Below are 14,696 nucleotides of genomic sequence, written 5' to 3'. Positions count from 1 at the left end.
GCGAAAACACAGTTTCGTATCTTGACATAGAGAAAACCGTGTCCATCGAGTTCTGTCAATAGCGGACGGCCGTACGGTTACAACGTCACATCCCTTCAGTGGTCTTCCTCGCCGATTCGGTGGACGTGGATCAGGTTGGTCGAGCCGACGGTGCCCGGCGGCGATCCCGCGACGATGACGACGAGATCGCCCCGCCGGTACCGGCCCAGGCCGAGGAGCGCGTGGTCGACCTGGTGGATCATCTCGTCCGTCGACGCGACGGGGTCGACGAGGAACGTCTCGGTCCCCCACGTCAGCGCGAGTTGAGCACGCACTGCCGGGAGCGGCGTGAACGCCAGCAACGGCAGCGGTGTGTGCAGGCGCGCCATCCGGCGCACCGTGTCACCCGATTGGGTGAACGCGACGAGCGCCGCGGCGCCCAATCGTTCCCCGATGTCGCGGGCCGCATAGGACAGGACTCCGCCCTTCGTGCGGGGCACGTGCCCCAGCGGCGGAACGTGCGTGGACTTCTCCTCCACCGCGCTGACGATCCGGGCCATCGTGCGGACAGTTTCCATCACATGCTTGCCGACGGACGTTTCGCCCGACAGCATCACGGCATCGGCACCGTCGAGAACGGCATTGGCCACGTCGGACGCCTCGGCGCGGGTCGGCCGCGAATTCTCGATCATCGATTCCAGCATCTGCGTCGCGACGATCACGGGCTTCGCGTTCTCGCGGGCGACCTGGATGGCCCGCTTCTGCGCGAGCGGCACCTGTTCGAGGGGCAACTCCACACCCAGATCGCCGCGGGCGACCATCACCGCGTCGAATGCGAGCACGATCGCCTCGAGGTTGTCGATCGCCTCCGGTTTCTCGAGTTTCGCGATCACGGGGACCCTGCGGCCGACCCGGTCCATCACGGCATGGACGAGTTCGATGTCGGCCGCCGACCGCACGAACGACAGGGCGATGAGGTCGACACCGAGACGCAGTGCGAACTCGAGGTCGGCGATGTCCTTGTCCGACAGGGCCGGAACCGACACGTTCATCCCCGGCAGCGACACACCCTTGTTGTTGCTGACCGGACCGCCCTCGGTGACCCGGCACACCACATCGTTGCCGTCGACGCCGGTGACGATCAGTCCGATCTTGCCGTCGTCGACGAGCAACCGGTCGCCCGGCCTGGCGTCCTCGGCCAACTGCTTGTAGGTGGTCGACACGCGATCGTGGGTGCCCTCGCACTCGTCGACGGTGATCCGCACGAGGTCGCCGTCGGCCCAGTCGGTGCGGCCCTCCGCGAAGCGTCCCAATCTGATCTTGGGCCCCTGGAGGTCGGCCAGGATGCCCACCGCCCGGCCGGTGCGTTCGGATGCGTCGCGCACCCGGTTGTAGTTCGCCTCGTGATCGGCATGGTCGCCGTGGCTGAAGTTGAGCCGGGCGATGTCCATTCCGCAGTCGACGAGTTCGCGTATGCGATCGCCGGTTGCCGTCGCGGGCCCGAGGGTGCACACGATCTTCGCGCGCCGGGCCGACGCGGCATCCTGCCGGCCGGCTACCAGGAGATCTTCGGAAACTGTTGCTGTCATCGGATTTTCGATTCCGTTCTAGGCACTGCCGGTGTCGGCGTAGGAGACGGCGGCGGCGCGGACGTCGTCGATGCGGTACTTCGTGGCGGCTTCGACGGCCTTGGAGCGGTCGAGGGTGCCTTCGCCGGCGAGGGCGGACAGGACGGCGACGACGATGGATTCGGCGTCGACGTTGAAGTACCGGCGGGCGGCGGGGCGGGTGTCGGAGAACCCGAACCCGTCGGTGCCGAGGGTGGTGTACGAGCCGGGCACCCACTGGCGGATCTGGTCGGCGACGGCGCGCATCCAGTCCGAGGCCGCCACGAACGGGCCGGCCGCATCCGACAGCGCCTGGGTGACGTAGGGCAGCGGGGCGTCGGTGCCCGGATCCCGCAGGGCCCGGCGTTCGGATTCGATGCCGTCGCGGCGCAGCTCACCCCACGAGGTGACCGACCACACGTCAGCGGCCACACCCCACTCGTCGGCGAGCAGTTGCTGGGCCCGCAGCCCCTCGGGCATGGTGACACCGGAGACCAGGATCTGCGCCCTAGGCATGGAGCCTGCGGAGTGCCGGTGTTGAGGCGCGGAGCCGCCCGAGGCCTGGGACTTCTTGAACAGGTACAGGCCCTTGAGCAGGCCGTCGACGTTCAGGTCGGCGGGTTCGGCGGGCTGGGAGTAGGGCTCGTTGTAGAGGGTGATGTAGTAGAAGATGTCCTCACCACCGAACCCGTCCACCCCGTCGGTGCCGCCGTACATCCGGCGCAGCCCGTCCTTGACGATGTGCGCGATCTCGTAGGAGAACGCCGGATCGTAGGCCACCGCCGCCGGGTTGGTCGAGGCCAGCAGCAGCGAGTGCCCGTCGGCGTGCTGCAACCCTTCCCCGGTCAGGGTGGTGCGGCCGGCGGTGGCACCGAGCACGAACCCGCGGGCCATCTGATCGGCCGCCGCCCACAGGCCGTCGCCGGTGCGCTGGAACCCGAACATCGAGTAGAAGATGTACAGCGGGATCATCGGCTCACCGTGCGTGGCATACGAGGTGCCGACCGCGGTGAACGAGGCCGTCGAGCCGGCCTCGTTGATGCCCTCGTGCAGGATCTGCCCGATCTCGGACTCCTTGTACGCCAGCATCAGCTCCGCATCCACCGCCGTGTACAGCTGCCCGTTACGGTTGTAGATCTTGAGCGAGGGGAACCAGGAGTCCATCCCGAAGGTGCGGGCCTCGTCCGGGATGATCGGCACGATCCGCTTCCCGATCTCCTTGTCCCGCAACAGCTCCTTCATGATCCGCACCAACGCCATGGTGGTCGCGACCTGCTGCTTACCGGACCCCTTGCGGACCACGTCGTAGGTCGAATCCGCCGGCTGCGGCAACGGCGCCGCCGTGGTCCGCCGCTGCGGCAGGAACCCGCCCAGCGCCTTGCGGCGATCCAGCATGTACTGGATCTCCGGGGCATCGGGGCCGGGGTGGTAGTACGGCGGCATCTTCGGGTTCTTCTCCAACTCGGCGTCGGAGATCGGGATCCGCTGCAGGTCCCGGAAATTCTTCAGATCATCGAGGGTCAGCTTCTTCATCTGGTGGGTGGCGTTGCGGCCCTCGAAGTGCTTACCCAGGGTGTAGCCCTTGATGGTGTGCGCCAGGATCACCGTCGGCTGCCCCTTGTGCGCCATCGCCGCCGCGTACGCGGCGTAGATCTTGCGGTAATCGTGGCCGCCGCGTTTGAGGTTCCAGATGTCCTGATCGGAGAGGTTCGCGACCAGCTCCTTCGTCCGCGGGTCCCGGCCGAAGAAGTGCTCCCGCACATACCCGCCGTCGTTCGCCTTGTACGTCTGGTAGTCGCCGTCCGGGGTGACGTTCATCAAATTGACCAGGGCGCCGTCCCGGTCCGCGTGCAGCAGCGCGTCCCACTCGCGGCCCCAGACCACCTTGATCACGTTCCAGCCGGCGCCGCGGAAGAACGACTCCAACTCCTGGATGATCTTGCCGTTGCCGCGGACCGGGCCGTCGAGGCGCTGCAGGTTGCAGTTCACCACGAACGTCAAATTGTCCAGGCCCTCGGTGGCCGCGACGTGCGCGAGGCCGCGGGATTCGGGTTCGTCCATCTCCCCGTCACCCAGGAACGCCCACACGTGCTGGTCGGCGGTGTCCTTGATGCCGCGGTCGTGCAGGTAATGGTTGAACCTGGCCTGGTAGATGGCGTTCATCGGGCCCAACCCCATCGACACCGTCGGGAACTCCCAGAAATCGGGCAGCAACCGCGGGTGCGGGTACGACGGCAACCCGCCGCCGGAGTCGGTGTGCGAGTGTTCCTGCCGGAACCCGTCCATCCGCTCCGCCGGGATCCGCCCCTCCAAAAACGCGCGCGCGTAGATGCCGGGGGAGGCGTGGCCCTGGATGAAGATCTGATCGCCACCGCCGGGATGGTCCTTGCCGCGGAAGAAGTGATTGAACCCCACCTCGTACAGCGCGGCGGAGGAGGCGTAGGTGGAGATGTGGCCACCGACACCCACCCCGGGGCGCTGCGCGCGGGTCACCATCACCGCCGCGTTCCACCGGATGAACGCCCGGTACCGGCGCTCGACCTCCTCGTCGCCGGGGAACCACGGCTCGTTCTCCGTCGGGATGGTGTTCACATAATCGGTCGACGTCAACGCCGGCAGAGCGACGTGCTTCTCCCCGGCCCGCTCGAGCATCCGCAACATCAGATACCGGGCACGAGTCGGACCGGACCGGTCCAACAAACCATCGAACGATTCCAACCACTCCGTGGTCTCATCCGGATCGATATCCGGCAGATACGACGCAACACCCTCACGGATGACGCGGGAGCCCGCGCGGGGGCGGTCGGCGGAGGTGGTGGTCTGTTCGAGCAAGGGATACTCCATCGTTGCGGGCGCGGGGTCGGGCGCCTGTGTGTCCGCCCGGGGTGAGGGCGGTGTGAATGACTAGGGCTTCGCGAGCGGCCATCCCGTGATCCGCTTGGGACGCGGGGGCGCGTACGTGCGCACCTTCGAGGTCGAGAGTCCCAACCCTACAAGAGATTCCGCCAATTTCACAGCGGCACTGACTCCGTCGACCACGGGAACACCGGTGCGCTCACGGATTTTGTCGTCGAGTCCGGCCATGCCGCCGCAGCCGAGGCAGATCACCTCGGCCTTGTCTTCACGCACGGCGGCTTCGGCTTCGTCGACGATCGCCTCGATCGTGCGTTCGGGGTCGGTTTCCAGTGCGAGGACGGGCAGACCGCTGGCGCGCACGCTTGCGCACTTGGCGTCGAGACCCGCGAGCCGGAGCCGGTCTTCGATGAGCGGCACGGTTCGGTCGAGGGTGGTGACCACGGAGTACTTGTGCCCCAGCATCATCGCGATGCTCGCGGAGGCCTCGGTGATGTCGACGACGGGGACGTCGAGCAGTTCCTGCAGACCCTCCCTGCCGTGTTCGCCGTATCCGGCCTGGATCACCGCATCGTAGGGTTCGGGGTACGACCGCACCCGGTCCATCACCGCGATCGCGGCGAGGTAGCTCTCGAAGTTCCCTTCGACGGATTCGGCACCGATCTCCGGTGTGAGCCCGACGATCTCGGTTCCGGGTGCTGCCGCGGCCTCGGCCTGCTTGGCGATGGCGTCGGTGATGGACGTGGTGGTGTTGACGTTGACGACGAGAATGCGCATCGAAATCTCCTGTCAGTGGTCGCCGTGGCCGCTGTCCACGGCGATCGACTCGCCGGAAGCGTCCACGTAGTGCCGGGTCCGGTCGCCGACGACGGCGTAGATGGCTGCCGCGAGACCTGCTCCGATGAACCACGAGAAGGGGGCGACGAGATGGAAGGCGGGGACGATCGCGAACAGGGTGCTGACCACGGCGGCGGGAACGAGGGCATAGATCGCCCGCAGATTGAATCCCTTGCGGTAGTAATAGGTTCCGGTGGGGCTGTCCGAGTAGAGGGCGGGGACGTCGACCTTGGTGCGGCGGATGAACCAGTAGTCGACGAAGATGATGCCGAACAGGGGTCCGAGGACGGCGCCGAGGCCACCGAGGAAGTAGTTGATCACCACCGGGCTGTCGTAGAGGTTCCAGGGCAGCAGGACCACGCCGATGCAGGCGCTGATGATGCCGGCCTTGCGGAAGCTGATCTTCTCGGGGGCGAGGTTCGACAGGACGTACGACGGTGCGACGAAGTTCGCCATGACGTTGACGGCCATCGTGACGATGACGAGCGCGAGGCAGGCCAGCGACAGGAACAGGGTGTTCGGGATCGCGGCGACGATGTCGGTGGGGCTGTCGATGATCGTCCCGTCGATCTGGAACTGGGCGCCGCACAGGATGAACGCGATGACGGCGAACGCGAGGACGTTGACGAACAGGCCCCAGAAGTTGCCGCGCACGACGGCGGTCTTCGACGGGGAGCGCCGCGAGAAGTCGCAGAAGTTGAGGATCAGGGTGCCGTAGATCGACATCCACAGGGCCGCGCCCGCGAAGACCTGCCGCCACATCTCCCCACCCGATGCGGGCTTGTCGGACGCCCAGGCGACGGAGAAGTCGGTGCGGAACAGCATCCACAGCGCCAGGGAGCCGACGGTGACCAGGATCAGCGGGCCGGCCAGGCTCTCGAATTTGCGCACGGCCTCCATCCCGTAGACGAGGACGACGATCTGAATCGCCCAGATCCCGATGAAGCAGATCCATCCGAGGCTGGACAGTCCGAGGATCGAGTTCTGATCGAATCGGCCGAGGGACGGCGCCACGGCGACGAGGAAGATCCGGAAGACGATCGACGCGAGGTAGGTCTGGATTCCGAACCAGACGATCGCGATGATCGCGCGGACGACCGCGGGGATCTGGGCCCCGCGGATGCCGAAGCTGATCCGGCTCATCACGGGAAACGGCACGCCCGTCTTCTGCCCCATGAATCCGGCGTAGGTCATGGCGACGCAGACGATGACCGCGCCGATCATGAGCGACAGGATCATGTGGCCGCCGCCGAGTCCGAGCGCGAACAGGCCGATGGCGAACGAGTAGTTGGCGATGTTGTGGACGTCGTTGGTCCACAGCGTGAAGATGCTGTAGGAACCCCAGCGACGGCCTGCGGCCTTCGTCGGTGCCAGGTCCGCGTTGTAGAGTTTCGGACTCGTCGTCGTGTGACGGCCGGCGGCGGCAGTGTGGTCGACGGTGGTGGTGTGCCGCGAGACTGTGTCGTCTATGAGCATGTGCCTGTCCTTGCGTGGCGGCGAACTAACTTCCGTATCACGGAAAGCTTGTTCCATTGGTCCCTCCAAGTGTGAGCCAGGCAACAGTGGCCGGTCAATGATTTCCGCAGGATATATCTTGGTGCCGCACCGCCCCGAACACGACAAACCCGCTGTCGCACTGGATATTTCGTTCCAGTGCGACAGCGGGCGGGGTCGCGGCGGGGTCAGGCCAGTCCGCGACTGAGCAGCCGTCCGCGGGGTGCCTCGTCGAGGTCGATCCGTTTTCCGGCCAGCCAGGTGCTGCGCACGACGCCGGCGAGGGCACGGCGGTCGTACGCGGAGACGGGATTCTTGTGCTGCAGGGCGGCCACGTCGACGACGAAGGCCTCCTCCGGCGCGAACACCGCGAAATCCGCCGCGTACCCGAGCGCGATGTGCCCTTTCGTGTTCAGCCCGACCTGCTCGGCGGGGTTCTCCGCCATCCACCGGACCACGTCGTTCAGGGTGTGCCCGCGACGCTTGGCCTCCGACCACACCGCGGACAGCGACACCTGCAGCGACGCGATGCCGCCCCACGCGACCCCGAAGTCGCCGATGTCGAATCGTTTGAGGTCCACCGTGCACGGGGAGTGGTCGGTGACGACGCAGTCGATCACACCGTCGGCGAGGCCCTGCCACAGCAGTTCCCGGTTCCCGGCTTCACGGATCGGCGGGCAGCACTTGAATTGCGTTGCTCCCGAGGGAATTTCCTCGGAGACGAACGACAGGTAGTGCGGGCACGTCTCCACCGTGAGCTTCACGCCGTCCTTGCGGGCCGACGCGATCATCGGCAGCGCGTCGGAGCTCGACAGGTGCAGGATGTGCACCCGGCACCCCGTCCACCGGGCCAGCTCGATGACCTCCGCGATGGCGAGATTCTCGGCGCCCCGCGGCCGCGAGTCGAGGAAGTCGGCATAGTTCTCGCCGCCCGGTGACGTCGCGCGGTCGATCGCGTGTGCGTCCTCCGCGTGCACGATCATCATCGCGCCGAAACTCGCGATCTCCTTCAGCGCCAGTTCGAGCTCCGCCGGATCCAACGGCGGGAACTCGTCGACGCCGGAGTGCAGCAGGAAGCATTTGAACCCGAACACGCCCGCGTCGTGCAGGGCACGCAGGTCCGGGACGTTGCCCGGCACGGCGCCGCCCCAGAACCCGACGTCGACGTAGGCCTGATCGGACGCGACCCGGCGTTTGACGTCCAGGGCCGCGGCGTCGACGGTCGGCGGGATGCTGTTGAGCGGCATGTCGACGATCGTGGTCACCCCGCCGGCGGCCGCGGCGCGGGTCGCGCTCGCGAAACCCTCCCATTCGGTGCGGCCCGGCTCGTTGACGTGCACGTGGGTGTCGACGAGACCGGGTATCAGCACTTCGTCGTCGCCCAGTTCGACGACGACCTCGGCGTCGAGTTGGGCCCCGTACGGTTCGATGACGACGATCCGGCCGTCGCGCACGCCCACACTGCGCGCGACCTCCCCTGCCGAGGTGATCACCCGCGGGGCACGGAACAGCAGATCGAGCGGATCAGACATCGTCGTCACGACCTGCGCCGGCGACACCACGCACCGCTGCCGCCACGGCCGGGGCGACGGCCGCGTCGAACACGCTCGGCACGATGTAGGTGGGGTTGAGCTCCGACGGGGACACCGAATCGGAGATCGCCCGGGCGGCGGCGATGAGCATGTCGTCGGTGATCTCGACGGCGTGGGCGTCGAGCAGACCCCGAAACACGCCCGGGAATGCGAGCACGTTGTTGATCTGGTTCGGGAAGTCGGACCGACCGGTCGCGACGACGGCAGCGTGCTGTCCGGCGGCGACGGGATCGACCTCGGGGACCGGATTCGCGAGGGCGAACACGATCGAGTCGGGACCCATCGTCGCGATGTCGTCGCCCGTCAGGATGTCCGGTGCCGACACACCGATGAACACGTCGGCACCGGCGAGGGCATCCTGCAGCGACCCGGACCGGGCCTCGGGATTGGTGTTGTTCGCGATCCACGAGCGGAACGAGTCGGACGTGTCGTCGGGCGAGAGGATCCCGTTCCGACCGCACGCCACGATGTTCGTCGCCCCCTGCGCGACCAGCAGGCGGATGATCGCGTGCCCGGCGGCGCCGACACCGGAGACCACGATCTTCACCGTGTCGAGGCTCTTCTCGACCACCCGCAGCGCATTGGTGAGTGCGGCGAGGACCACGATGGCCGTGCCGTGCTGGTCGTCGTGGAACACCGGGATGTCCAGCATGTCGCGGAGCCGGGCCTCGATCTCGAAGCAGCGCGGGGCGGAGATGTCCTCCAGGTTGATTCCGCCGTACACCGGGGCGAGGGCCCGGACGATTTCGACGATCGCGTCCGCGTCCTGGGTGTCCAGGCACACCGGCCACGCGTCGACGTCCGCGAACTGCTTGAACAGGGCCGCCTTGCCCTCCATCACGGGAATCGACGCGGCGGCACCGATGTTGCCCAGCCCCAGCACCGCCGAACCGTCGGAGACGACCGCCACGGTGTTGCGCTTGATCGTCAGTCGTCGTACGTCCTCGGGGTTCTCGGCGATCGCGGTGCAGACCCGGGCGACACCGGGGGTGTACGCGCGGGACAGGTCGTCGCGGTGCTTGAGCGGAACCTTCGGCACCACTTCGAGTTTCCCGCCGAGGTGCAGCAGGAACGTGCGGTCGCTGACCTTGCCCACCACGACGCCGGGCACGTCCGCGATCGCGGACGCGATCTGCTCGGCGTGCTCGACGTCGGACGCGTCGCAGGTCACGTCGATGACCATGTGGTCGGGGTGGCTCTCGACCACGTCCAACGCGGTCATGGCGCCCTTCACGGAGGCCACCGCCCCCGCGAGGGTCGACGTGGTGCCTGCGCCGACCGGGGCCGTGACGCGAACGGTGATGGAGTAACCGGGACTGGGGTTGGGCATGGGTGTTTCCTCGGGTTCGTCGAAGGAGTAGGGAGTGCGCTCGATCAGCGGGGCGCCTGGTCGGCGACGAGTGCCTGATGGGTCTGCGGAAGCGCGTCCCACCAGGTGCGTCGCGTCTCCGCCAGTGCCGTCTCGTCGAGATCGCCGAACAGCCGCAGCCGGGACAGGCCACCGTCGGGGTAGACGTCGAGTCGCAGGTGGGTGGCCGCGGCGGCGGCGTCCAGAACGAACCGGTGCCGGGTGTCGGGTTGCACGGCCGTGCGCGGCAGCAGTTCCGTCCAGGCGCCCTCGTCCGCGATGTCGGCGGTGCGCGCGTCGGCGGTGCTCAGCCGCACCCAGCCCGGCGCGTTCCCTACGTAGTAGCTGGTGTCGATCTCGACGTGCCGGGGGCGACCGGCCGCGGCGAGCGAGAACACGGCGAAGTCGTTGCCGCCCCCGCGCCGCCGGGAGTTCTCCCAGCCCTCCCCCATGTTCCGGGCCCGGCCGGGAAGGATGATGTTGGCGGGCGACGCGTAGAACGCGTCCGAGCAGCCGACGAGGCGGCCACCGTTCTCCGCGGCCAGCAGGTCCACGGTCCCGTCCAGGAACCGGGGGTCGGGCACGACCTCACCGTGTACACGCAGACGCGCGACGCCGCCGTCGGGGTGGATCGAGAGGCGTACGTGCGTCCAGCGGTGCCGGTCGGCGACCGCGTACGTGTTCTCCTTGTGTCCCTCGGCCGGGGACTTCTCGACGATGGTCTGCCAGTCTGCCTTCATGACGTCCTCGATGGACGGATAACCCTCGATCGACGCCGCCTCGATGGAGACGAAGGGCGGGTAGTTGCCCTTGAAGTGCGCGGTGTCCACGACGACGCCGTGGATGATGCCGGCGGAACCGAGGCGGACGATCGCGTAGTCGTGGCCGTCGTCGCGGCGGCGGCGGGTCTCCCAGCCGTCGTAGACCTTGCCCTTGTGCCCGAAGTCCGCGGGGTCGAAGAACGGGGCCTCCGCCTTGATGAGGTTCTCCCGCTGCGCGAACAGTTCGTCGTTGGCGGCGGAGACGCTCCCGCCGAGGGCTCGCGAGGCGAGGTCGGGCAGGGCGGTGAAATCGGAAGTCATGATTCTCCTCGTGTGCTGAGTGTTGCGAGTTCGTCGGACGGTGCGGCGATCGTGCGGCCGATCCGGCGCAGGAGTTCCGCGGCATGTCTGATCGATCGGTAAAGGTCCGGTTCCAGGTCCGCGAGCGCGTAGGCCGCGGAGATGCCGGATCTGTGTAATTGCGTGTCGCTGAGCTGGTTTCGTCCGCAGACGGCGAGGACGGGGATTCCTGCCCTCCGCGCCTCGGTCGCGACGCCGATCGGGGCCTTGCCGTGCAGGCTCTGCTCGTCCAGCGACCCCTCGCCGGTGATGACGAGGTCGGCGGCGGCGAGTCGCCCGCGGAAGTCGACGAGGCCGAGGACCGTGTCGATGCCGGGCCGGATGTCCGCACCCAGAACCGAGATCGCGCCGAACGCCGCCCCGCCCGCGGCGCCCGCCCCCGCGGCCCGGCTGTCATCGCGGCCCGTCGCGGCGCGCACGACCTGCGCCCACCGGGTCATCGCGTCCTCGAGAACGACGAGTTGTCCGGCCGCCGCGCCTTTCTGGCCCGCGTACACGGCGGTGGCGCCGCTCGGGCCGAGGAGCGGGTTGTCGACGTCGCAGGCGAGCCGAAAGTGCGCCGCCCGCGCCGCCGGGTGCAGACCGGTGACGTCGACCCGGGCGGCGTGGCGCAGTGCCGCCCCGCCCGGTGCGACGTCCCTGCCGTCGGCGTCGAGAACACGCACGCCGAGAGCCTGCAACAAGCCGGCACCGCCGTCGGTTGACGCGCTGCCCCCGAGACCGACGATGATCTCGCGGGCTCCCCCATCCAGCGCGTGCCTGACGACGGTGCCGAGTCCGAATGTACTGGCACCCAGTGGGTCCGGAGCACCGCCGGGGAGCAGGACCAGGCCCACCGCCGACGCCAGCTCCACCACCGCGGTCGATTCGCGCACCGCGTAGAACGAGGTCACGGGCAGCCCCGTCGGTCCCGTCGTGTCGACCGGTACCGGGGTCCACCCCGCGGCGACGGCGGCCGCGACCGTGCCGTCGCCGCCGTCCGCCACCGGAACGCGATCGATCACCCAGGACGGTGCACCGGCGACGAGCCCGTCGGCGAGAGCGTCCGCGACCTCCGCCGCGGTGAGGGACCCCTTGAACTTGTCGGGTGCGACCAGTACACGTGTCACGGTGACCCCTAGTCCAGCAGCATGAGGGCCGTGGGGGCGTGCTCCCAGCTCTCCGCCAGATCCTCGAACTCCGCGACGTTGTCGAGTTCGGTGCCCATCGCGATGTTGGTGACGCGCTCGAGGAAGACCTCGACCACCACCGGGACCTTGTGCTCGCGGGCGAGTTCACGGGCCTTCTCGAGGGCGCCGGCGATCTCGCCGGGCTCGGTGACCCGCAGCGCCTTGCAGCCCAGCCCCTCGGCGACCTTGACGTGGTCGACGCCGTACCCCTTCGGCACCGCGGGCAGCGTCTCGTGCTCGCTCCGCTCCTGGGTGTTGATGTTGTCGAAGCCCAGTTGCACGCAGAAGTCCATGTCGAACGCGCGCTGCGCCTGACGGATCAGCCCCAGATAGGAGTTGTTCACCACCACGTGGATGTACGGCAGGTTGAACTGCGCACCCACCGCCAGTTCTTCGATCATGAACTGGAAGTCGTAGTCGCCCGACAGCGCCACCACCGACGTCTCCGGCTCTGCGGCAACCACTCCCAGTGCGGCGGGGATCGTCCAGCCGAGCGGACCGGCCTGCCCGCAGTTGATCCAGTTGCGGGCCTTGTACACGTGCAGGAACTGTCCGCCGGCGATCTGCGAGAGCCCGATCGTGCTGACGTACCTCGTGTCGCGGCCGAAGACGCGGTTCATCTCCTCGTACACCCGCTGCGGTTTGACGGGCACGTCGTCGAAGTGGGTCTTGCGTTGCATGGTCCGCTTCCGGGTGGCGCAGTCCTCCACCCAGGTGCTGCGATCCGCCAGCGTTCCGGCGGCCTTGCGCTCCTTCGCGACGGCGACGAACAGTTCCAGCGCCGCCTTGGCGTCGGAGACGATGCCATAGTCGGGTGCGAACACGCGACCGATCTGGGTGGGCTCGATGTCGACGTGAACGAACTTGCGTCCCTTGCGGTAGGTGTCGAGGCCGCCCGTGTGGCGGTTGGCCCAGCGGTTGCCGATGCCGAGGACGAAGTCGGACGCCAGCATGGTGGCGTTGCCGTACCGGTGCGCGGTCTGCAGTCCGACCATGCCTGCCGCGAGACGGTGATCGTCCGGGATCGTGCCCCAGCCCATCAGCGTCGGCACCACCGGAACGTCCAGCAGTTCGGCCAGTTCCACGAGCAGGTCCGAGGCGTCGGCGTTGATGATGCCGCCGCCCGCGACGATCAGCGGGCGTTCGGCGGCACCCAGCATGTCGAGCGCCTTCTCCGCCTGCGCACGGGACGCGGCCGGCTTGTACACGGGCAGCGGCTGATACGTGTCGGGATCGAATTCGATCTCCGCCAATTGCACGTCGATCGGCAGGTCGATGAGCACCGGTCCCGGCCGACCGGACCGCATGAGGTGAAATGCCTGCGCGAACGCTCCCGGAACCTGGGCCGGCTCGAGCACCGTCATCGCCATCTTCGTGACCGGGCCTGCGATCGACGCGATGTCGACGGCCTGGAAGTCTTCCTTGTGCAGGCGCGCGACCGGGGCCTGCCCGGTGATCGCGAGGATCGGGATCGAGTCCGCCATCGCCGAGTACAGGCCGGTGATCATGTCGGTGCCTGCGGGCCCGGAGGTACCGATGCAGATCCCGATGTTCCCGGCCTTGGCGCGGGTGAATCCCTCGGCCATGTGCGAGGCACCCTCGACGTGGCGGGCGAGGACGTGCTTGATCCCGCCGTGATCACGCATAGCCGAGTAGAACGGGTTGATCGCCGCACCGGGGAGGCCGAACGCCTGGGTGGCGCCTTCGAGTTCCAGAATCTTGACCGCTGCGTCAGCGGCGCGCATACGAGGCATATCACTTCTCCATCGAGGATTACGAGTTGAAACGGGTCACTGGGAGGGGCGGCCGGACAGCCGCTCCACTCCACGCAGCAGTCCCGAATGGTCCAGGCCGCCATCACCGTTCGCACGGGCGGAGGCCATCAGCTGGGCGACGACCGCGCCGAGCGGTGTCACGACACCGGCCTCACGGGCCGCGCTGGTCACGATGCCGAGGTCCTTGTGGTGCAGGTCGATGCGGAATCCGGGTTCGAACGACCGGTCCAGCATCTTCTGCGCCTTCTGGTTGAGGACGGCCGATCCGGCCAGCCCGCCACCGAGCACCTCCACGGCGGCCGCGGTGTCGACACCGTAGGCCTCGAGGAAGATGATCGCCTCGGCGAGGAGTTGGATGTTGCCGGCGACGATCAACTGGTTCGCGGCCTTCACCGTCTGCCCGGAGCCGTTCGGGCCCACGTGGACTACGGTCTTCCCGACGACGTCGAAGATCGGCTTCGCGGCGGCGAAGTCCTCGTCCTTGCCACCGACCATGATCGACAGGGCCGCGTTCTTCGCGCCTGCCTCACCGCCCGAGACCGGGGCGTCGATCAGCCGGAAGCCACGCTCGGCCGCCTGCGCGGCGAGTGCGGTGGTGACGTCGGGCCGGATGCTCGAGAAGTCGATGATCAGGGCGCCGGCCGGGGCGTGCGCGAACACACCGTCCTCACCGGCGAGTACGGCCTGGACGTCGGGCGAGTCGGGGACCATGACGGCCACGATGTCGGCACCGGCGACGGCCTTGGCGATGGAGTCGGCCGCGGTGCCTCCGGCCTCGACGAGTGCCGCGGTGCGCTCGGGCGAGCGGTTGTATCCGACCACCTGGTGGCCGGCCTTGGTGAGATGAACGGCCATGGGGCTGCCCATGATTCCGAGTCCGATGAATGCGATTGTGCTCACGAGTCTCCTCGATTCCGTCGA

General features: G+C 68.0%; 10 protein-coding genes. All 10 read right to left on the bottom strand.

The window, feature by feature from the left end; translation table 11 throughout:
• Positions 1-95: 95 nt before the first annotated feature.
• The 10 genes from pyk to BLV94_RS33835 all read right to left on the bottom strand — a co-directional run bounded on the left by pyk (position 96) and on the right by BLV94_RS33835 (position 14,675).
• A complete protein-coding gene (gene pyk, locus BLV94_RS33880; protein ID WP_072947950.1) occupies positions 96-1,568 on the bottom strand; it encodes a pyruvate kinase in 1,473 nt (490 codons plus the stop codon).
• Positions 1,569-1,586: 18 nt separating this feature from the next.
• Positions 1,587-4,430: a pyruvate dehydrogenase (acetyl-transferring), homodimeric type gene (gene aceE, locus BLV94_RS33875; RefSeq protein ID WP_074933889.1), complete on the bottom strand. Its 2,844-nt coding sequence runs from the start codon at positions 4,428-4,430 to the stop codon at positions 1,587-1,589.
• Between the two features lie 60 nt (positions 4,431-4,490).
• Positions 4,491-5,216 (bottom strand): aspartate/glutamate racemase family protein, encoded by a 726-nt coding sequence (locus BLV94_RS33870; RefSeq protein ID WP_072951021.1) that lies wholly within the window; start codon positions 5,214-5,216, stop codon positions 4,491-4,493.
• A 12-nt stretch (positions 5,217-5,228) separates the two neighbouring features.
• Positions 5,229-6,752, bottom strand: a complete 1,524-nt coding sequence (locus tag BLV94_RS33865) for an NCS1 family nucleobase:cation symporter-1 (RefSeq protein WP_072951018.1) — start codon at positions 6,750-6,752, stop codon at positions 5,229-5,231.
• 206 nt (positions 6,753-6,958) lie between these two features.
• Complete coding sequence (gene allB / locus BLV94_RS33860; RefSeq protein WP_072951016.1) at positions 6,959-8,302, bottom strand: allantoinase AllB; 1,344 nt, start codon at positions 8,300-8,302, stop codon at positions 6,959-6,961.
• Entirely contained in the window at positions 8,295-9,692 is a 1,398-nt protein-coding gene (locus BLV94_RS33855) for an NAD-dependent malic enzyme (RefSeq protein ID WP_072951014.1), read from the bottom strand. The genes allB and BLV94_RS33855 overlap by 8 nt, the downstream gene beginning before the upstream one ends.
• A 44-nt stretch (positions 9,693-9,736) precedes the next feature.
• Positions 9,737-10,792, bottom strand: coding sequence for an allantoicase (gene alc / locus BLV94_RS33850; protein WP_072951012.1), 1,056 nt, complete (start codon positions 10,790-10,792; stop codon positions 9,737-9,739).
• Positions 10,789-11,940, bottom strand: coding sequence for a glycerate kinase (locus tag BLV94_RS33845; protein WP_072951010.1), 1,152 nt, complete (start codon positions 11,938-11,940; stop codon positions 10,789-10,791). Before BLV94_RS33845 ends, alc begins: the two co-directional genes overlap by 4 nt.
• Positions 11,941-11,948: 8 nt before the next feature.
• Positions 11,949-13,754, bottom strand: a complete 1,806-nt coding sequence (gcl, locus tag BLV94_RS33840; RefSeq protein ID WP_072951008.1) for a glyoxylate carboligase — start codon at positions 13,752-13,754, stop codon at positions 11,949-11,951.
• Between the two features lie 36 nt (positions 13,755-13,790).
• Positions 13,791-14,675 carry a 2-hydroxy-3-oxopropionate reductase gene (locus tag BLV94_RS33835; protein WP_072951006.1) on the bottom strand — a complete coding sequence of 295 codons (885 nt, stop codon included), beginning with the start codon at positions 14,673-14,675 and terminating at the stop codon, positions 13,791-13,793.
• Positions 14,676-14,696: the final 21 nt, after the last annotated feature.

The organism is Rhodococcus koreensis (assembly GCF_900105905.1).
GTDB classification, from domain to species: domain Bacteria; phylum Actinomycetota; class Actinomycetes; order Mycobacteriales; family Mycobacteriaceae; genus Rhodococcus_F; species Rhodococcus_F koreensis.
Note: the sequence above shows the minus strand (reverse complement) of the source record. Positions and strands in the feature narration are given on the sequence as shown.